Source organism: Streptomyces sp. NPDC058758, from assembly GCF_042746075.1.
Taxonomy (GTDB): Bacteria; Actinomycetota; Actinomycetes; order Streptomycetales; family Streptomycetaceae; genus Streptomyces.
This window is the reverse complement of sequence record NZ_JBHYPS010000062.1, coordinates 16,053-31,000: the sequence shown is the minus strand read 5'-3', so window position 1 is coordinate 31,000 and position 14,948 is coordinate 16,053. Positions and strand designations below refer to the sequence as shown.

The 14,948-nt window shown below is 72.7% G+C and carries 10 protein-coding genes and 1 pseudogene; 9 read left to right on the top strand and 2 right to left on the bottom strand.

Features of this window, described 5'->3' with window-relative positions; genetic code table 11:
• Positions 1 to 214 precede the first annotated feature (214 nt).
• Entirely contained in the window at positions 215 to 1,051 is an 837-nt protein-coding gene (locus ACFW6A_RS37180) for an alpha/beta fold hydrolase (RefSeq protein ID WP_386646192.1), read from the top strand.
• A gap of 51 nt (positions 1,052 to 1,102) precedes the next feature.
• On the opposite strand, the pseudogene ACFW6A_RS37175 reads toward ACFW6A_RS37180, so the two are convergent.
• A pseudogene (locus tag ACFW6A_RS37175) lies at positions 1,103 to 1,939 on the bottom strand (DMT family transporter); the annotation flags it as partial.
• A gap of 47 nt (positions 1,940 to 1,986) precedes the next feature.
• On the opposite strand from ACFW6A_RS37175, the gene ACFW6A_RS37170 reads away from it, so the two are divergent.
• The 5 genes from ACFW6A_RS37170 (at position 1,987) to ACFW6A_RS37150 (ending at position 10,974) form a co-directional block, all read left to right on the top strand.
• Positions 1,987 to 3,456, top strand: a complete 1,470-nt coding sequence (locus ACFW6A_RS37170; protein WP_386646189.1) for a PLP-dependent aminotransferase family protein — start codon at positions 1,987 to 1,989, stop codon at positions 3,454 to 3,456.
• Between the two features lie 153 nt (positions 3,457 to 3,609).
• Positions 3,610 to 5,238 (top strand): alkaline phosphatase D family protein, encoded by a 1,629-nt coding sequence (locus ACFW6A_RS37165; RefSeq protein ID WP_386646186.1) that lies wholly within the window; start codon positions 3,610 to 3,612, stop codon positions 5,236 to 5,238.
• Between the two features lie 84 nt (positions 5,239 to 5,322).
• A complete protein-coding gene (locus ACFW6A_RS37160) occupies positions 5,323 to 6,690 on the top strand; it encodes an SWIM zinc finger family protein (protein ID WP_386646183.1) in 1,368 nt (455 codons plus the stop codon).
• 200 nt (positions 6,691 to 6,890) lie between these two features.
• Complete coding sequence (locus ACFW6A_RS37155; protein ID WP_386646181.1) at positions 6,891 to 9,452, top strand: DUF6493 family protein; 2,562 nt, start codon at positions 6,891 to 6,893, stop codon at positions 9,450 to 9,452.
• Between the two features lie 88 nt (positions 9,453 to 9,540).
• Entirely contained in the window at positions 9,541 to 10,974 is a 1,434-nt protein-coding gene (locus ACFW6A_RS37150) for a GNAT family N-acetyltransferase (protein ID WP_386646178.1), read from the top strand.
• Here ACFW6A_RS37150 and ACFW6A_RS37145 read toward each other — a convergent pair.
• A complete protein-coding gene (locus ACFW6A_RS37145; protein WP_351847164.1) occupies positions 10,901 to 12,112 on the bottom strand; it encodes an aminotransferase class I/II-fold pyridoxal phosphate-dependent enzyme in 1,212 nt (403 codons plus the stop codon). The two genes, ACFW6A_RS37150 and ACFW6A_RS37145, sit on opposite strands and share 74 nt — an antisense overlap.
• Before the next feature lie 59 nt (positions 12,113 to 12,171).
• On the opposite strand from ACFW6A_RS37145, the gene ACFW6A_RS37140 reads away from it, so the two are divergent.
• The 3 genes from ACFW6A_RS37140 (at position 12,172) to ACFW6A_RS37130 (ending at position 14,937) form a co-directional block, all read left to right on the top strand.
• Positions 12,172 to 12,669, top strand: a complete 498-nt coding sequence (locus tag ACFW6A_RS37140; protein WP_351847161.1) for an Lrp/AsnC family transcriptional regulator — start codon at positions 12,172 to 12,174, stop codon at positions 12,667 to 12,669.
• Positions 12,670 to 12,718: 49 nt separating this feature from the next.
• Complete coding sequence (locus ACFW6A_RS37135; RefSeq protein ID WP_351847159.1) at positions 12,719 to 14,419, top strand: DUF885 domain-containing protein; 1,701 nt, start codon at positions 12,719 to 12,721, stop codon at positions 14,417 to 14,419.
• 71 nt (positions 14,420 to 14,490) lie between these two features.
• Positions 14,491 to 14,937 (top strand): Lrp/AsnC family transcriptional regulator, encoded by a 447-nt coding sequence (locus tag ACFW6A_RS37130; RefSeq protein WP_351847156.1) that lies wholly within the window; start codon positions 14,491 to 14,493, stop codon positions 14,935 to 14,937.
• Positions 14,938 to 14,948: the final 11 nt, after the last annotated feature.

The window sequence follows — 14,948 nt, the reverse complement described above, 5'->3', positions numbered from 1 at the left end:
TTTTATATATTCTTCATTACTCTGGCCGACCCCCCCGCGTGGGGCCCCGCCACCCTCCCCCCCCCCCCCGCCGGGGGGGGGGGGGGGGCTTCAGGCTTCGCGCGGGAGGGGCTCGATCGGACGGCATCACTTCGTGCAGAGCCCTTGAACTCCTGACTACCGACCAGTAATTCTTGCTGACAGGACGTCTAAGAGGATGTACGAGGGAGCCTCCATGCCGGCACGGATCGCGTTCGACTTCGAGACCCCGCGGGGTCGCCGCACCACGTCCCTGACGTACGAACGCCGCGGAACCGGTGAGCCACTGCTCCTGCTCCACGGCATCGGGCACCACTGGCAGGCATGGGAGCCGGTCCTCGACGTCCTCGCCGCCGAACGCGACGTCATCGCCGTCGACCTGCCCGGCTTCGGCGCGTCGGACGGGCTCCCGCCGGACTGCGCCTACGACCTGGCGACCGTCGTGCCCGTACTCACCGCCTTCTGCGCGGCCCTCGGCGCCGAGCGGCCGCACGTGGCGGGCAACTCGCTCGGCGGACTGCTCGCCCTCCGACTCGGCCACGAGAAGGCCGTCCGCTCGGTCACCGCGCTCTCCCCCGCCGGGTTCTGGTCCGAGAGCGAGCGCCGGTACGCCTTCGGGACCCTGCGCGCGATGCGCGGCGCGGCCCTGTCCCTGCCGCTCCCCCTCATCGAGCGGCTCTCCCGGACCCCTGCCGGACGCACCGCGCTCACCAGCACCATCTACGCCCGGCCCGGGCGCCGCTCACCCGAGGCGGTCCTCGCAGAGACGCTCGCGCTGCGCGAGGCCACCGGCTTCCACCAGACCCTCGCCGCGGGCCGCACCGTCCTCTTCCGGGACGACATCCCCTCCCTTCCGGTCACCGTCGCCTGGGGCACCCGGGACCGGTTGCTGCTGCGCCGGCAGGGCGTCCGCGCCAAGCGGACCCTTCCCGGCGCGCGCCTGGTGCGGCTGCCCGGCTGCGGCCACGTCCCGATGAACGACGACCCCGCGCTCGTCGCCCGCGTGATCCTCGACGGAAGCGCCACCGGCTGAACCCTTCGTCACCCTTCGCCCGGTCAGCAGGCCGGTGCCGAGCGCGGCCCCGGCCCCGACGAGAAGGCCGCCGGCCGCCTGCGGAAGCCCCAGCGTCGCCTGGCCGACCGCGGCCGCGCTCAGCGCGGCCGCCACGGGAATGGCGCCGGTATAGAGCGTGGCGCGCTCCATGCCGATGCGCTGGACCCCCATGTAGAAGAGGACGAACCCGACGACGGTCGCGAGCACCGCCTGCCACAGCAACGCCCCCGTCTCCACGGCGGTCGGCATCCGCACGAAACCGGAACCGTCCACCACCAGCCCGATCAGCGCCGCCTCCACGGCACCGACACCGCACACGGCGACCGTGAGCAGGCGTGGTCCCAGGGGACGCAGCACGGGCACCGCGAGCACGGTGAACCCGACCTCGCCCGCCAGTGCCGCCACCGACCAGCCGAGCCCCGCCAGGTCGGTACGCCCCCATCCCTGCACGGTGAAGGCACCGGCGGCGACGAGCAGCGCACCGTACAGCACCGGCGGCGTGGGGCGCCTGCCTTCGAGGAGCGGCACGAGCACGGCCACCACGATCGGGGCGCATCCCACGACGACTCCGGGAACGGCGGGTTCGGCGGTGCGCTCGGCGGCGAGGACCGCGAGGTTGAAACCGACCATGCCGACGGCGGCCAGTACGGCGATCCGCACCCATGAGCCGACGCCGAGCAGGCGGAGCGGAGCGAGCCCGCCGCGGCCGAGGAGCGGGAGGAGGAGAAGGCAGGCTGCGCCGTAGCGGAGGGCCTGCCCGCCCGCGTACGGGTAGTCGCCGAGCAGGCCGTTGGCGGTGAAGGAGGCCCCGACGAGGGCGTAGGCGAGGGTCACGAGCAGGACCCCGCGCAGGGCGTTGGCGTTCATGGTCCTGACGCTAGGAAGCCGGGCGGCCCGGATTAAGGTCCACTTCCATGACGCCATCGGGGACCACTTCGACCACGACGGCCCGGCCGCCCGTCCGGGACACGGGCGCGCAGCCCGCCTGGGAGGTGCTGCTGCCGGCCGCAGCCGCACCCGCGCGCCGCCGCGGCCGCGCCCTCCAGGAAGCGTTGCGCGAGGCGGTGCGCTCCGGACGGCTCACGGCCGGCACCCGCCTGCCGTCGAGCCGGGCGCTCGCCCAGGACCTGGGGGTCTCCCGCGGCCTGGTCACGGAGGCGTACGAGCAGCTGACGGCGGAGGGCTACCTGCGCAGCGACCGGGGCTCGGGCACCTGGGTCGGCGACGCGGCGCGCACCGGCCGGACGGCGACGCACGCCGCCCCCGGCCCCGCCACAGCACCCGGCTCCGGCATGATCGCCGACTTCCGGCCCGGCACGCCCGACCTGTCCCTCTTCCCGCGCGCGGCCTGGGCGGCGGCGCAGCGGACGGTGCTCTCCGAACTGCCCCACCGCGCGCTCGGTTATCCGGATCCCCGCGGACTGCCCGTGCTGCGTTCCGCACTCGCGGCGATGCTGAGCCGGCGGCGGGGCGTGGTGGCCGAACCCGACCGGCTGGTCGTGTGCTCGGGGGTGGCGCAGGCGGCGACGCTGCTCGGGTTCGTGCTCCGCGCCCGGGGGCACCGCGACGTGGGTGTGGAGGATCCCGGGAGTCCGGAACACGGCCGGCTCTTCGCGGCGACCGGCCTGGACACGGTCTGGCTGCCGCTCGACGAGGAGGGTCTGTGCCCGGCTCCGCTCTCCCGATCGGGCACGCGGGCGGTGGTGGTGACGCCGTCGCATCAGTTCCCCTCCGGGATCGCCTGGTCCGCGGAACGGCGCGGGATGCTCCTGGACTGGGCGCGATCGGTGGACGGATACGTCTGCGAGGACGACTACGACGGCGACTTCCGCTACGACCGGGCCCCGGTGGGGGCCCTCCAGGGGCTGGACCCCGAGCGGGTCGTGTACACGGGCTCGGTGAGCAAGTCGCTGGCTCCGGGGCTCCGGCTCGGCTGGATGGTACTTCCCGCCTCGCTCGTCGACGAGGTCGTCGAGCGGAAACGGACCATGGACCTCGGGCATCCGGCGCTCGACCAGGCGGCGTTGGCACACCTGGTGACGAGCGGGGGCTACGACCGCCAACTGCGCCGCTGCCAGCGTGCGTACCGGGAGCGGCGCGACGCCCTGCTGGCCGCTCTGGACGAACACTTCCCCGGGACGGAGGTGACCGGGATCGCGGCAGGACTGCACGTGATCGCGTGCCTTCCGGCCCGGTACGGACCGGCGCAGCGGTTCCTGGATGTGGCGGCAGGCGTCGGTGTGGCCCTGCGCTGCCTGGAGGAGTACGGGACGGCGCGGCCCACGGACGGCGCCGTACGGCTCGTCGTCGGGTACGCGCACCTGACGCCGGCGACGATCGCCGCGGGAGTGCGGCGGACGGCGGAGGCGCTCGGCACGCGGTGAACCGCCCAGGGGCGATCTGTTCACGCGGGGTTCGCGCGGACGCTGCTCCCGGCGGTTAGGCAGGGGCTCCGGACCGAACCCTCGTGCCGGAAGCAGGCCTTGACGTCGCAGCCGTGGCGTCCTGTCGAACCCGATCCGCCCCGGAGGCTCCGCATGACCGCATACCCGCCCGGTTCCGACCCCGTCGTCCCCACCCCGCCGCCCCTTTCCGCGCCCGCGCGCCGCGGTGTGCTGCGCGGCTCGCTCGCGGTGTCCGCGGGCCTCGCCCTGGGCGGCGCGGGTGTGGCGGCGCCGGCCTTCGCCCTGTCCGGGCGCCCGGAGGCACGGTGGGGCGTGCAGACGGGAGACGTCACCGCCCACACGGGGCTGGTGTGGATCCGGTCGGACCGGACCGCACGGATGATCGTCGAGACGTCGGCGACGGAGTCGTTCCGCCGGGTCCACCGGCACCACGGCCCTCTGCTGGGGACGGGTACCGACTTCACGGGGACGACGTTCCTGCGCGGGCTTCCCTCCGGGGAGCAGATCCACTACCGGGTGCTCCTCACCGACCCCGACGATCCGCGCCGGACGAGCGAGCCGGTCCTGGGCACGTTTCGTACGGCTCCCGACCGGCGCCGCGACGGCGTGCGGTTCCTCTGGTCCGGCGACATCGCCGGACAGGGCTGGGGCATCAACCCGGACATCGGCGGATTCCGTGCGTTCGAGGCCATGCGCCGCCTGAACCCCGACTTCTTCCTGTGCAGTGGTGACACCGTGTACGCCGACGGCCCGCTCCAGTCGTCGGTGACGCTCCCCGACGGGCGGACCTGGCGCAACGTGGTGACGCCCGAGAAGGCGAAGGTCGCCGAGACGCTCGACGAGTACCGCGGGAACTTCCGCTACAACCTGCTCGACCACAACGTCCGCACGTTCAACGCCCAGGTGCCGACGGTGGTCCAGTGGGACGATCACGAAGTGCGCAACAACTGGTATCCGGGACAGATCCTCGACGACGCGCGCTACACCGAGAAGGACGTGGACGTGCTCGCGGCACGGGCCTCACGCGCCTTCTCCGAGTACTTCCCGGTCTCCACGCTTCAGGCCGGAGCGGGGAGCGGATCCGGCGCCGGGGGCCGCATGCACCGGGTGGTGCGGTACGGGCCACTGCTCGACGTCTTCGTCCTCGACATGCGTTCGTACCGCAACGCGAACTCACCCGGCCGGCAGGCCGACGACACCACGGGCATCCTCGGCGCGGAACAGCTCGGCTGGCTGAAGAGGGAGCTGTCGCGCTCGCGGGCGGTGTGGAAGGTGCTGGCCGCGGACATGCCGATCGGGCTGGTCGTCCCGGACGGAGCCACCGCCTTCGAGGCCATAGCGCAGGGCGACCCCGGCGCGCCGCTCGGGCGTGAGCTGCAGATCGCCGAACTGTTGCGGTTCGTCAAGCACCGCCGGATCACCGGCACGGTGTGGCTGACCGCGGATGTCCACTACACCTCCGCGCAGCACTACGCTCCGGAGCGGGCCGCCTTCCAGGACTTCGCGCCTTTCTGGGAGTTCGTTTCGGGTCCGCTGGCCGCGGGTGGCTTCCCGGCCAACAAGCTGGACGGGACGTTCGGCCCGGAGCGCGTGTTCGTGCGCGCGCCCGAGCGGGCGAACGTGTCGCCGATGGAGAGTCCGCAGTACTTCGGCGAGGTGGACATCGACGGTGGAAGCGGAGAGCTGACGGTTCGCCTGCGAGGGGACGACGACTCCGTGCTGTTCACGAAGACGCTGCGACCGGGGCTGGTCGGACAGTAGCGCGAATGCCGGGCCGGGGAAGTTATCCACAGGGCAGCCTGTGGATACGAGCGGATGTCAGTGGCGAGCCCTACGGTCGTTTCCATGACGCGATCCGTACAGGCGCTCGCCTACGCACGCCCTTCTTCCCTTGAGTCCACCGCCTCCGGCAGCCTCCTCGGTCTGGAGACGGCCGGAGGCTTGACCCCTCGCGGGGCCGAGGCCCATCCCCGCTTCTTCGCCGGTTTCCTGGCGGCTCCCCAGATCGCCGCGCGGGGTCTGCTGGCAGTGGCGGACGTGGCAGCGGCCCGCTATCACCAACGGATGAGACCGCGTTCGCTGGATCCCGTCGTCACGGGGAACGGGGACCGGCTGCGCTTCGAGTCGTTCTCGGGCTGCGGTGGGGTGTACGCGCGGCTCGACGTGCTCGACGAGGGCCTGGCCGGCGCGGAGACGGGCCACGGCACCACGAACGTGGACGTGAACGACCCGCTGCGCGAGGCGCTTTCGCGGATGAGCGGTGCCGACCCCCTGTACCTGCGGGTGGGGCCCGAGGAGATGGCCGTCACCACCCTCGGCGGGTCGGTGGTGGAGAAGAAGGTGCCCCTTCCGGACCGCTGGCTGCGCGGCTTCGCGGAGGCGCAGGTCGCCTCGGCACGATTCGATCTCAGGGCCGAACTCAGCGGCGCGGAGGCCGTCCGGTTCCTGCGGGGGCTGCCCCGTTCGCAGAGCCGCGGCCGGGCGCCGCTGTGGGTGGTCCAGGCCGGCCGGACCCTGCGGCCGACGACGCGTCCGGGAGCGGGGGCCGTGTGCCTGCCCGGCCCTGACCGGCTGATGGCGCTGGAGCGGGTGCTGCGATTCGCCACGGGACTGCGGGTGTACGGGCCGGTACCCGACGGCTCGGCCTCGGCCGGAGCCTGGGAGCTGACTCTGCCCGGCATGCGGCTGACGCTGACCCTCTCGCCCGATCCCGCCCGTGGGTTCTCCGGGGAGGGCGGGGTGCTGGAAGCCCTCGCGACGGACGATGCGGCGGCCGACGCGGAACTGATCGCGGTGCTCCTCGCCTGGGAGCCGAGGATCGATCCGGCCGACCTCGCCGAGCAGTCCGGGCTCACGGCCGACCGGGTCCGCGCCGCTCTGGCCCGGCTGGGCACCGCGGGACGCGTGGGCTACGACGTCGCGGATGCCGCGTACTTCCACCGGGAGCTTCCCTACGACGCGGACCGGGCGGAGCGGCACAACCCACGGCTCGTCGCCGCGCGCCGGTTGGTCGCGGAGGAGGCAGTGAGCGTCGACGGCGAGGTCGCGACGGTGGCCTCCGGCGAGCGGTGCTACCGAGTAAGGGAGTCGGAGGGCGCACTGAGCTGTACGTGTACGTGGTGGGTGGAGCACCGCGGCCGGCGGGGGCCCTGCAAGCACGCCTTGGCGGTACGGATGGTGCGCCGCGGCTCGGCAGTGGCGGCCGCGGCATGACGGCGGGACCGGAGCCGCGGTCGGGGGCGGCCATGAACGAATCGAGGAAACCGATGGGGGCGGAAATGAGTACGGGAGCACGTGGCGGGTCCGGCGACGGCACGGGGGTCGGCGCTCTGATGACCGCCGTGCGCGCCGGTCGGGCGAGCGCGGTTCCAGCACTTCTGGGGCTCTTGGACGCGGGCGCACGCGCGACAGCGTTGACGCAGGTCAAGGCGCTGCGCACCGAGGTGCGCTCCTGGGACTGGAACCGCTGGGAAGAGACCGCGCGAGTGCGGCGGGCGCTGTACGTCGCGGGGGCCGGCTGCCACACGGGGGCCGCAGCGGCGGCCGACTGGCTCGGAGGCCGCGATCTGCTCAGCTGGCGTACCGAGGACGGGTTCCTGGCCCTGCGGGTGCTCGCGGACCGCACGCCGGAATGGCGTGCGGACGTGGCCCATCGGCTGGCGGCGAAGCCGGCGGTCGCGGAGAGCTGCTACGGGCTCATCCGGGGGCTTGTGGAGGGCTCGGGGGCGGCAGTGCCCGCGACGGACGGGTACGTGCTCGGCTGGACGCGGGCGGTCACGGACGACAAGCTGCTGGAGCGGTTGAGGGCGGATCCGCAGACCCGGGTGCTGGTCGCCCACGCCCTCTCGATGCAGGAGACGCCGGACCAGCTGACCTCGTCCGGGACGAACGGCTCGGCGACCCACTGGCCCACGGCACTGGCGACGCTCACGCGGGAGGGGCTGCTGGACCGTGCGGAGGTCGTCGACCTGTGCGTGTCGCGGCTGCTGCGTGGCGGACGCCCGCGTGATCTGCGGTTCCCCATGGCGCTGCTCCAGTTGGTGCCGCCCGACGCGGAAGAGCGACGCGCCCGGGTCGCCGACTGGATCGGCATGACCGCCGACGCGACCTCCCCGGTCGCGGGGTACGCGCAGAAGATGCTCTCGGAGCCGGCGGTCGAGGGGGCGCTGCCCGGCGGGGCTTTCGCGGAGATGACCTCCGGCGTGCTGTTCCGCACGGAGAAGAAGCTGCTGAGGACCCAGCTGTCCCTGGTGAACAAGGTGCTCGCCAGGAATCCGAAGCTCGCCGCCGAGGTGCTTCCGGTGGTGGCCGACGCCTTCGGGCACGAGGACTCTGAGGTCCAGGAGCGGGCTCTGCAGGTCGTGGCCCGTCATCTGAAGGCCGTCGACGAGCAGATGTGCCGTGAGCTGGCCGAGGCCGCGTCGCTCCTCGGGCCCGCGCATCGGTCCGCCGCCGAGGCCGTCTTCGGGGGACGCCTCGGAGCACCCGAGCGCCTTCCCTACGAGGAGATCCTGCCTCCCGTACCGGAGCCGCAGTTCCTGCCCGGGCCGGAGGGAACCCTGGAGGAACTCGTGGAGGACCTGCTGGTCCAGCAGCGGTCCGACAGTGCGATGGAGTACGAGCGTGCCCTCGACGGCCTGGTGCGGCACGCGCACAACAACAAGGAGGCGCTGGCGTCCCAGCTGCGGGAAGCGTTCGCCGACGCGTACTGGCAGAACGCGAACGGTTTCGCCCTCCACCGCGACTACGACCACTTTCAGCACGGGCCGCGCGGCATGGACGCGGTGCTCGCATCGGTCCTGGGGAAGGTGAAGCCTGAGCGGATCGAAGCGGGGCGGAACCAGCCCGTTCCGATGACGGCCTGCGTGCACGGGGCGATGGAGGCGTCGCACGAGATCCGGATCTGGGAGATCGCCCACCTGATCGGAGGCGGAACGCTGCCCCTGCTCCTTTCGACGCCGACCCGGCACACCGGCGGGATCGATCCGCTGGAGCTGGTCCGGCGACTGCGGGAGTACGTGGAGGCAGGCCTCGAGCCGGCGCCGGTGGATCTGGGCCACGCGCTGCTGCGCGTACGCCGGCAGGATCCGTCCGCGGATCGAGCCGCCGAAGAGGCGGAGGCTCTGGGCAGCGCAGCCGGGGCTCGGCTGGCCGCGTGGCTTCGGTCGGAGAATCCGCTGGAGGCGACCGTACGGTTCCATCCGCGCAAGGAGAAGGAATCGGGCCGCTGGTGGCTGGTGGACCGGATCCTTGTCGAGACGGCGAAGCGGCCCGAGTTCCGCAAGGAGTTCCCGAAGGCCCTCCACTGGCTCGGTGGCGGCCTGCTTCCGAACGCCCGCCGCTGCTACCACTGGGAGCAGGTGCCCGAGCGTTGGGCCACGCTGCTTCCGGCCGACCGTGAACTGCTCGCGGCGTGCCTGCTGTCCTCCATGGCGAGCGCGGTGGACGGCGATTCGACCCGGGACGTGACGGGCCCGCTGACCCTGCTCGCCGAGGGCGAGGGCCGGGTGGGCAGGGCGGTCGCCCTGGTGCTGGCCTTCGGGCTCGGCTGCCGGGACGCGGACGACCGGCTGCGTGCCGTGGACGCGCTTCTCGTGCTGGCCGCCCGGGGCGAGCTCGACGCCCGCCAGGTGGGCCGGGATCTCGCGTGGCTCCTCGCCGAGCGGTCGATGAAGCCGAACCGCCTCGCGGACGCCGCTCGGACGGCGGCTGCGACGGGTGCGTACAGGACCGTGTGGACGATGCTCTCGGAGGCGCTTCCGCCTCTGCTCGAGGCCGAGCAGCCGATGCGCGGCCTGGGCGAACTGCTGGCCATCGCGGCGGACTGCGTGGAACGGTGTGGGGCGACGGGAGAGCTGGCGGGCCTCGAACGGCACGCCTTGGGCCGGGGTACGTCGCAGCTGGTGACCCAGGCGAGGCGGCTACGGAACGCACTCCGCCAGGGGACCGGTCAAGGCACACCAGAAACGGCCTGAATCAGTCACAAATCCTCCAGATCGCCACTTAACCCGCCAGTCACAAAGCGTTCGTGATCACGCAACACCTCTGGGCCACAGTGAAGTCATGACCGATGTGACGTCCTCCAAGAGCACCCGCCACCCGCACCACTGGCGGCACGACCTGATCGAGCTCGCAGCACTGTTCACCGCCGTGGTGGTGGCCGACACGATTGCCAAGACCATCGTCAAGGGGCCTGACGGGCCCTACCTCCTGGTGTTCTCGGCGATCGCGTTGATCGCCACCGCCGGCTTCCACACATGGTGGGCCCGAAGGCACAGCCATGCTCCACCCGCCTCCGCGGCTCCCGCCCTGAGCACGTCCCCGGCGGCACTCGCCTCCGACGAGCAGGCGGGGCCGCGCGTGGACCCCGGCCCGGGCCGGGCACCCGAGATCACCGAGACCGTGCTGTGGCGGATGAGGACCACCGTCGACGACGCCCCGGGCAGTCTGGCCGCTCTGTGCACGGTGCTGGGCCGGCTCGGCGTCGACATCCTCACCCTCCAGACCCATCCGCTGACGGAGGGCACGGTGGACGAGTTCCTGCTTCGCGCACCGGCCGACCTCTCCGCCGGTGATCTCGCACAGGAGATCGGAGCCGCCGGCGGACGTGACACCTGGACCGAACGGGCCGACGCCCACGACCTCGTGGACACCCCCACGCGAGTCCTCGGCCTCGCCACCCGCACCGCGCTCGACGCCGCCGAACTTCCTCTCGCGCTCCGTCAGCTCCTCGGTCGGTGCACCCTTCACTCGGTTCCGGCCGTCTCGCTCACCGGCCGCCCGACGGGCGAACAGGCGCCGGTCGAGGGGGTACTCGAAGAGACCGTGATGAAGCTGCGCGACCCCAGCGGGGGCACCCTGCTGATCGAACGGCCCTACCTTCCCTTCACCCCGACCGAGTTCGCCCGGGCCCGCGCGCTCGTCGAACTCGACGCACGGCTCGGCCCGCGCGTCCCCCGCAGCCAGGACGTCCTCACCCTCCCCGAGGGGAACGAGATCACCGTCCGGCGCGCCGACCAGCGCGACCTGGCGGCCGCGCGCGCCATGCACGACCGCTGCTCGGCGCGCACCCTGAGCCTGCGCTACCACGGGCCCGTGGGCGACGCGGACCGGTACCTCGACCACCTGCTGAGCCCGCGGTTCGGGCGTACCCTCGCCGTGCAGACCGCGTCCGGACGGCTCGTGGCCCTGGGCCACCTGCTGTGGGACGGTGACGAGACCGAGGTGGCCCTGCTGGTCGAGGACGACTGGCAGCGACGCGGAATCGGCTCCGAACTCCTCGGCCGGCTCGTGTCGATGGCCGAGGAGGCCGGATGCGAGAGCGTCTACGCCGTGACCCAGGCGTCCAACACGGGCATGGTCGCGGCGATGCGGGCACTGAACCTGCCCCTCGACTACCAGATCGAGGAGGGGACTCTGGTGATCACCGCTCGGCTGGACTCGGCAACGCGACGGAGTGAGCGCCCGCACCAGCAGGCTCGGCAGAGCGAGCGCTGAGTGCCTGAGTGAGGTCGCGCCACAGATCCTCGACGTCCTCCAGGCCCACCGACATCCGCAGCAGTCGATCGCTGACGCCCGCGGCCCGGCGGTCACCCTCGTGCACGATGCGGTGACTGATCGAGGCGGGGTGCTGGATCAGCGTGTCCACGCTGCCGAGGCTGACCGCCGGGGTGATGAGCCTGACTCCGGCGATCACCTCGTGCGGGTCCCCGTACACCTCGAACGAGATCATCGCCCCGCCGATCGCCGGGTAGTGGACACGGGCGATCCGGGGATCGGTGGCCAGGCGCCGCACCAGCTCCGCCGCCGTCGCCGAGGCCGCCTTGACCCGGACCGGGAGGGTGGAGAGGCCCCGGAGCAGCAGATAGCCGGCGAGCGGGTGGAGCACTCCACCCGTGGCGAAGCGGACGCGGCGCAGCTCGCGGGCGAACTCCTCGTCGCAGGCCACGATGCCGCCCATGACGTCACCGTGTCCGCCCAGGTACTTGGTCGCGCTGTGCAGGACGATGCGGGCGCCCAGGCCCGCCGGGCGCTGGAGGACCGGGGTGGCGAAGGTGTTGTCGACGAGGAGCGGGACCGCGCCGCAGGCGTGGGCGACGGCACGGATGTCGACCTCGGCCAGGGTGGGGTTGGCCGGCGACTCCACCATCACGAGACCCGTGTCCGGGCGGATCGCGTCGGCGACGCCCGCGGGGTCGGTCCAGGTCACCTCGGTGCCGAGCAGTCCGGCGTCCAGGAGGTGGTCGCTGCAGCCGTACAGCGGGCGGACCGCGACGACGTGCCTCAGGCCCTGGGCGGCACGGGCCAGCAGGACCGCGGTCAGGGCGGCCATGCCGCTCGCGAAGGCCACGGCGGCTTCGGTGCCCTCCAGCCGGGCCAGGGCTTCCTCGAAGCGCGCCACGGTCGGGTTGTCGAGCCGCGCGTAGACGGGCGGGCCGTCGAGGCGGGCGCCGGTGGCGGCGAACTCGTCGATGCGGGCGGCCTCCGCCCGCGCGTCGTACGAGGGGTAGGTGGTGGACAGGTCGAGCGGCGGGGCGTGCAGCCCGAGCGCGGCGAGGTCTTCCCGGCCGGCGTGCACGGCTTCGGTGGCGAGCGCCTTCGGGGTGGCCGAAGGGGCGTGATCCATGGCGTCCATGGCCGCACTGTGAACGGATACCGGGAAGTAGCGACAAACCTCCGTGCTACGTTCGGCCAATGCCAGATTCTGTCGTACTGGACACGGTCGATCTGCACATTCTCCGCCTCCTGCAGAACGACGCCCGGACCACTTACCGCGAGCTCGCCGCAGAGGTCGGCGTCGCGCCCTCCACCTGCCTGGACCGAGTGGCCCGGCTCCGTCGCACCGGAGTCGTCCTCGGGCACCAGTTGCGGTTGGATCCGGCCAAACTCGGTCGCGGTCTGGAGGCGCTGCTGCTCGTCCAGGTCCGGCCCCACCGGCGGGAACTGATCGGTCCGTTCGTCGACCGGATCCGGGCCCTGCCCGAGTCCCGCGCGCTGTTCCACCTCACCGGCCCCGACGACTACCTGGTGCACGTGGCCGTCGCCGACCCTTCCGACCTGCAACGACTCGTGCTCGACGAGTTCACCTCCCAGCGCGAGGTGGCGCGGGTCGAGACCCGGCTGATCTTCCAGCAGTGGGACTGCGGACCCCTGCTGCCGCCCGGCGCGGGACCGTCCATGTCAGCCGTGTAAGTCCGGTCGAGGGTGACGGGAGGCCGACGGAGGCATCAGGATGAGACACATGCCAGAGAGTTCCCTCAGCAATCTGCCCCGTCAGGTCGCCGACGCCTACGTCGACGACCTCATCGCCCTCGACCCGATCACCGGCACCCACCTGGGAGTCCGGGAGAGCGCCGGCCGTCTTCCCGACTTCTCGCCCGAAGGACAGGAGGCCGTGGCCGGGCTCGCCCGCCGGACCCTCGCCCTGCTCGACGAGGCCGAGCGGGTCCCGGGCGCGGACAGCGACGCCGAGCGGCGTTGCGCCCGTCTGCTCCGGGAGCGGCTCACGGCCGAACTGGCCGTGCACGACGCCGACGAGGGGCTGTGCGCGGTCAGCAACATGCGTTCGCCGGCGCACAGCATCCGGCTCGTCTTCACCGTGATGCCGACCGACACCGAGGACGACTGGAGGGCCGTCGCCGAGCGGCTGCGGGCGGTCCCGGCCGCGCTGGAGGGTTACCGGGCCTCGCTCGCGCTCGGCGTGGAGCGCAAGCTGTTCGGCGGGCCGCGCGCCACCGCCACCTTCGTGGACCAGCTCACCGACTGGGCGGGCGGCGACGGCGGGCCCGGCTGGTTCGAGCAGTACGCCGCGGGCCGCCCGGACGCGCTCCCCGCGGAGCTGCGTACCGAGCTCGCCGCGGCCGCCGCGGAGGCCAGCGCCGCCCTCGCCTCGCTGCGGGACTGGATGCGCGACGTGTACGTCCCCGCCGTCGCCGACGCCCCCGACACCGTGGGCCGCGAGCGCTACCGGCGCTGGAGCCGCTACTTCAACGGCACCGACCTCGATCTCGACCAGGCGTACGCCTACGGCTGGTCCGAGTACCACCGGCTCCGCGAGGAGATGGTCGCGGAGGCCGACCGGATCCTGCCGGGCTCCGACCCGTGGGCGGCGCTCGCCCACCTCGACGAGCACGGCACCCACATCGAGGGCGTCGACGAGGTCCGCGAGTGGCTCCAGCGGCTCATGGACGAGGCGATCGACGCGCTCGACGGCACCCACTTCGAACTCGCCGAGCGGGTGCGGAAGGTGGAGTCGCACATCGCTCCGGCGGGCGGCGCCGCCGCCCCGTACTACACCGGGCCCTCCGAGGACTTCTCGCGCCCCGGCCGCACCTGGCTGCCGGTGGACGGACAGACCCGGTTCCCCGTCTACGACCTGGTGTCGACCTGGTACCACGAGGGCGTCCCCGGCCACCACCTCCAGATCGCGCAGTGGGTGCACGTCGCCGACAGCCTCTCGCGCTACCAGGCCACCATCGGCATGGTCAGCGCCAACGCGGAGGGCTGGGCGCTGTACGCGGAGCGGCTCATGGACGAGCTCGGCTTCCTGCCGGACGCGGAGCGCCGGCTCGGCTACCTCGACGCGCAGATGATGCGCGCCTGCCGGGTTATCGTGGACATCGGCATGCACCTGGAGCTGGAGATCCCGGCGGACTCGCCGTTCCACCCCGGCGAGCGGTGGACCCCGGACCTGGCGCAGGAGTTTTTCCAGGCGCACAGCAGCCGGCCGCCGGCGTTCGTGGAGAGCGAGCTGACGCGCTACCTGTCGATGCCGGGCCAGGCCATCGGCTACAAGCTGGGCGAGCGGGCGTGGCTGCTCGGCCGCGAGCGGGCCCGCGAGGCGCACGGCGACGCCTTCGACGCGAAGCGCTGGCACATGGCCGCGCTGAGCCAGGGACCGCTGGGCCTGGACGACCTCGTGGACGAGATCTCCCGCCTCTGACCGTACGGCACGGAAGGTTTCCCGGGCGGACGACTTGATCCGCCGGGGAAACCCCTGTTTGCTCGGGTCTCATGAACGACTACGCCCCGGACGCCACCGACTGGCGCATCCTCGACGCCCTCCAGGCCCAGGGCCGGGCCAGCTACGCCGAACTCGCCCGCGCCGTCTCCATGTCGCCGTCGGCCGTGACCGAGCGGGTGCGGCGCCTGGAGGACGCCGGGGTCATCACCGGCTACACCGCCGTGGTGGACCACGAGCGGCTGGGGCTGCCGATCCTCGCCTTCGTACGGCTCCGCTACCCCACCGGCAACTACAAGCCGTTCCACGACCTGGTCGCCGTCACCCCCGAGGTACTGGAGGCGCACCACGTCACCGGCGACGACTGCTTCGTGATCAAGGTCGCCGCCCGTTCCATGCGGCACCTGGAGGAGATCTCCGGGAAGATCGGCACGCTCGGCTCGGTGACGACCAGCGTCGTCTACTCCTCGCCGCTCCCCCGCCGCGCCGTCAGCCGCTGAGACCGGCGGGG

Bases quoted from the DNA above. Each gene is read 5' to 3' on its own strand.
- ACFW6A_RS37180 (WP_386646192.1), top strand. From the start codon at position 215: ATGCCGGCACGGATCGCGTTCGACTTCGAGACCCCGCGGGGTCGCCGC.
- ACFW6A_RS37170 (WP_386646189.1), top strand. From the start codon at position 1,987: ATGACGCCATCGGGGACCACTTCGACCACGACGGCCCGGCCGCCCGTC.
- ACFW6A_RS37165 (WP_386646186.1), top strand. From the start codon at position 3,610: ATGACCGCATACCCGCCCGGTTCCGACCCCGTCGTCCCCACCCCGCCG.
- ACFW6A_RS37160 (WP_386646183.1), top strand. From the start codon at position 5,323: ATGACGCGATCCGTACAGGCGCTCGCCTACGCACGCCCTTCTTCCCTT.
- ACFW6A_RS37150 (WP_386646178.1), top strand. From the start codon at position 9,541: ATGACCGATGTGACGTCCTCCAAGAGCACCCGCCACCCGCACCACTGG.
- ACFW6A_RS37145 (WP_351847164.1), bottom strand. From the start codon at position 12,112: ATGGACGCCATGGATCACGCCCCTTCGGCCACCCCGAAGGCGCTCGCC.
- ACFW6A_RS37140 (WP_351847161.1), top strand. From the start codon at position 12,172: ATGCCAGATTCTGTCGTACTGGACACGGTCGATCTGCACATTCTCCGC.
- ACFW6A_RS37135 (WP_351847159.1), top strand. From the start codon at position 12,719: ATGCCAGAGAGTTCCCTCAGCAATCTGCCCCGTCAGGTCGCCGACGCC.
- ACFW6A_RS37130 (WP_351847156.1), top strand. From the start codon at position 14,491: ATGAACGACTACGCCCCGGACGCCACCGACTGGCGCATCCTCGACGCC.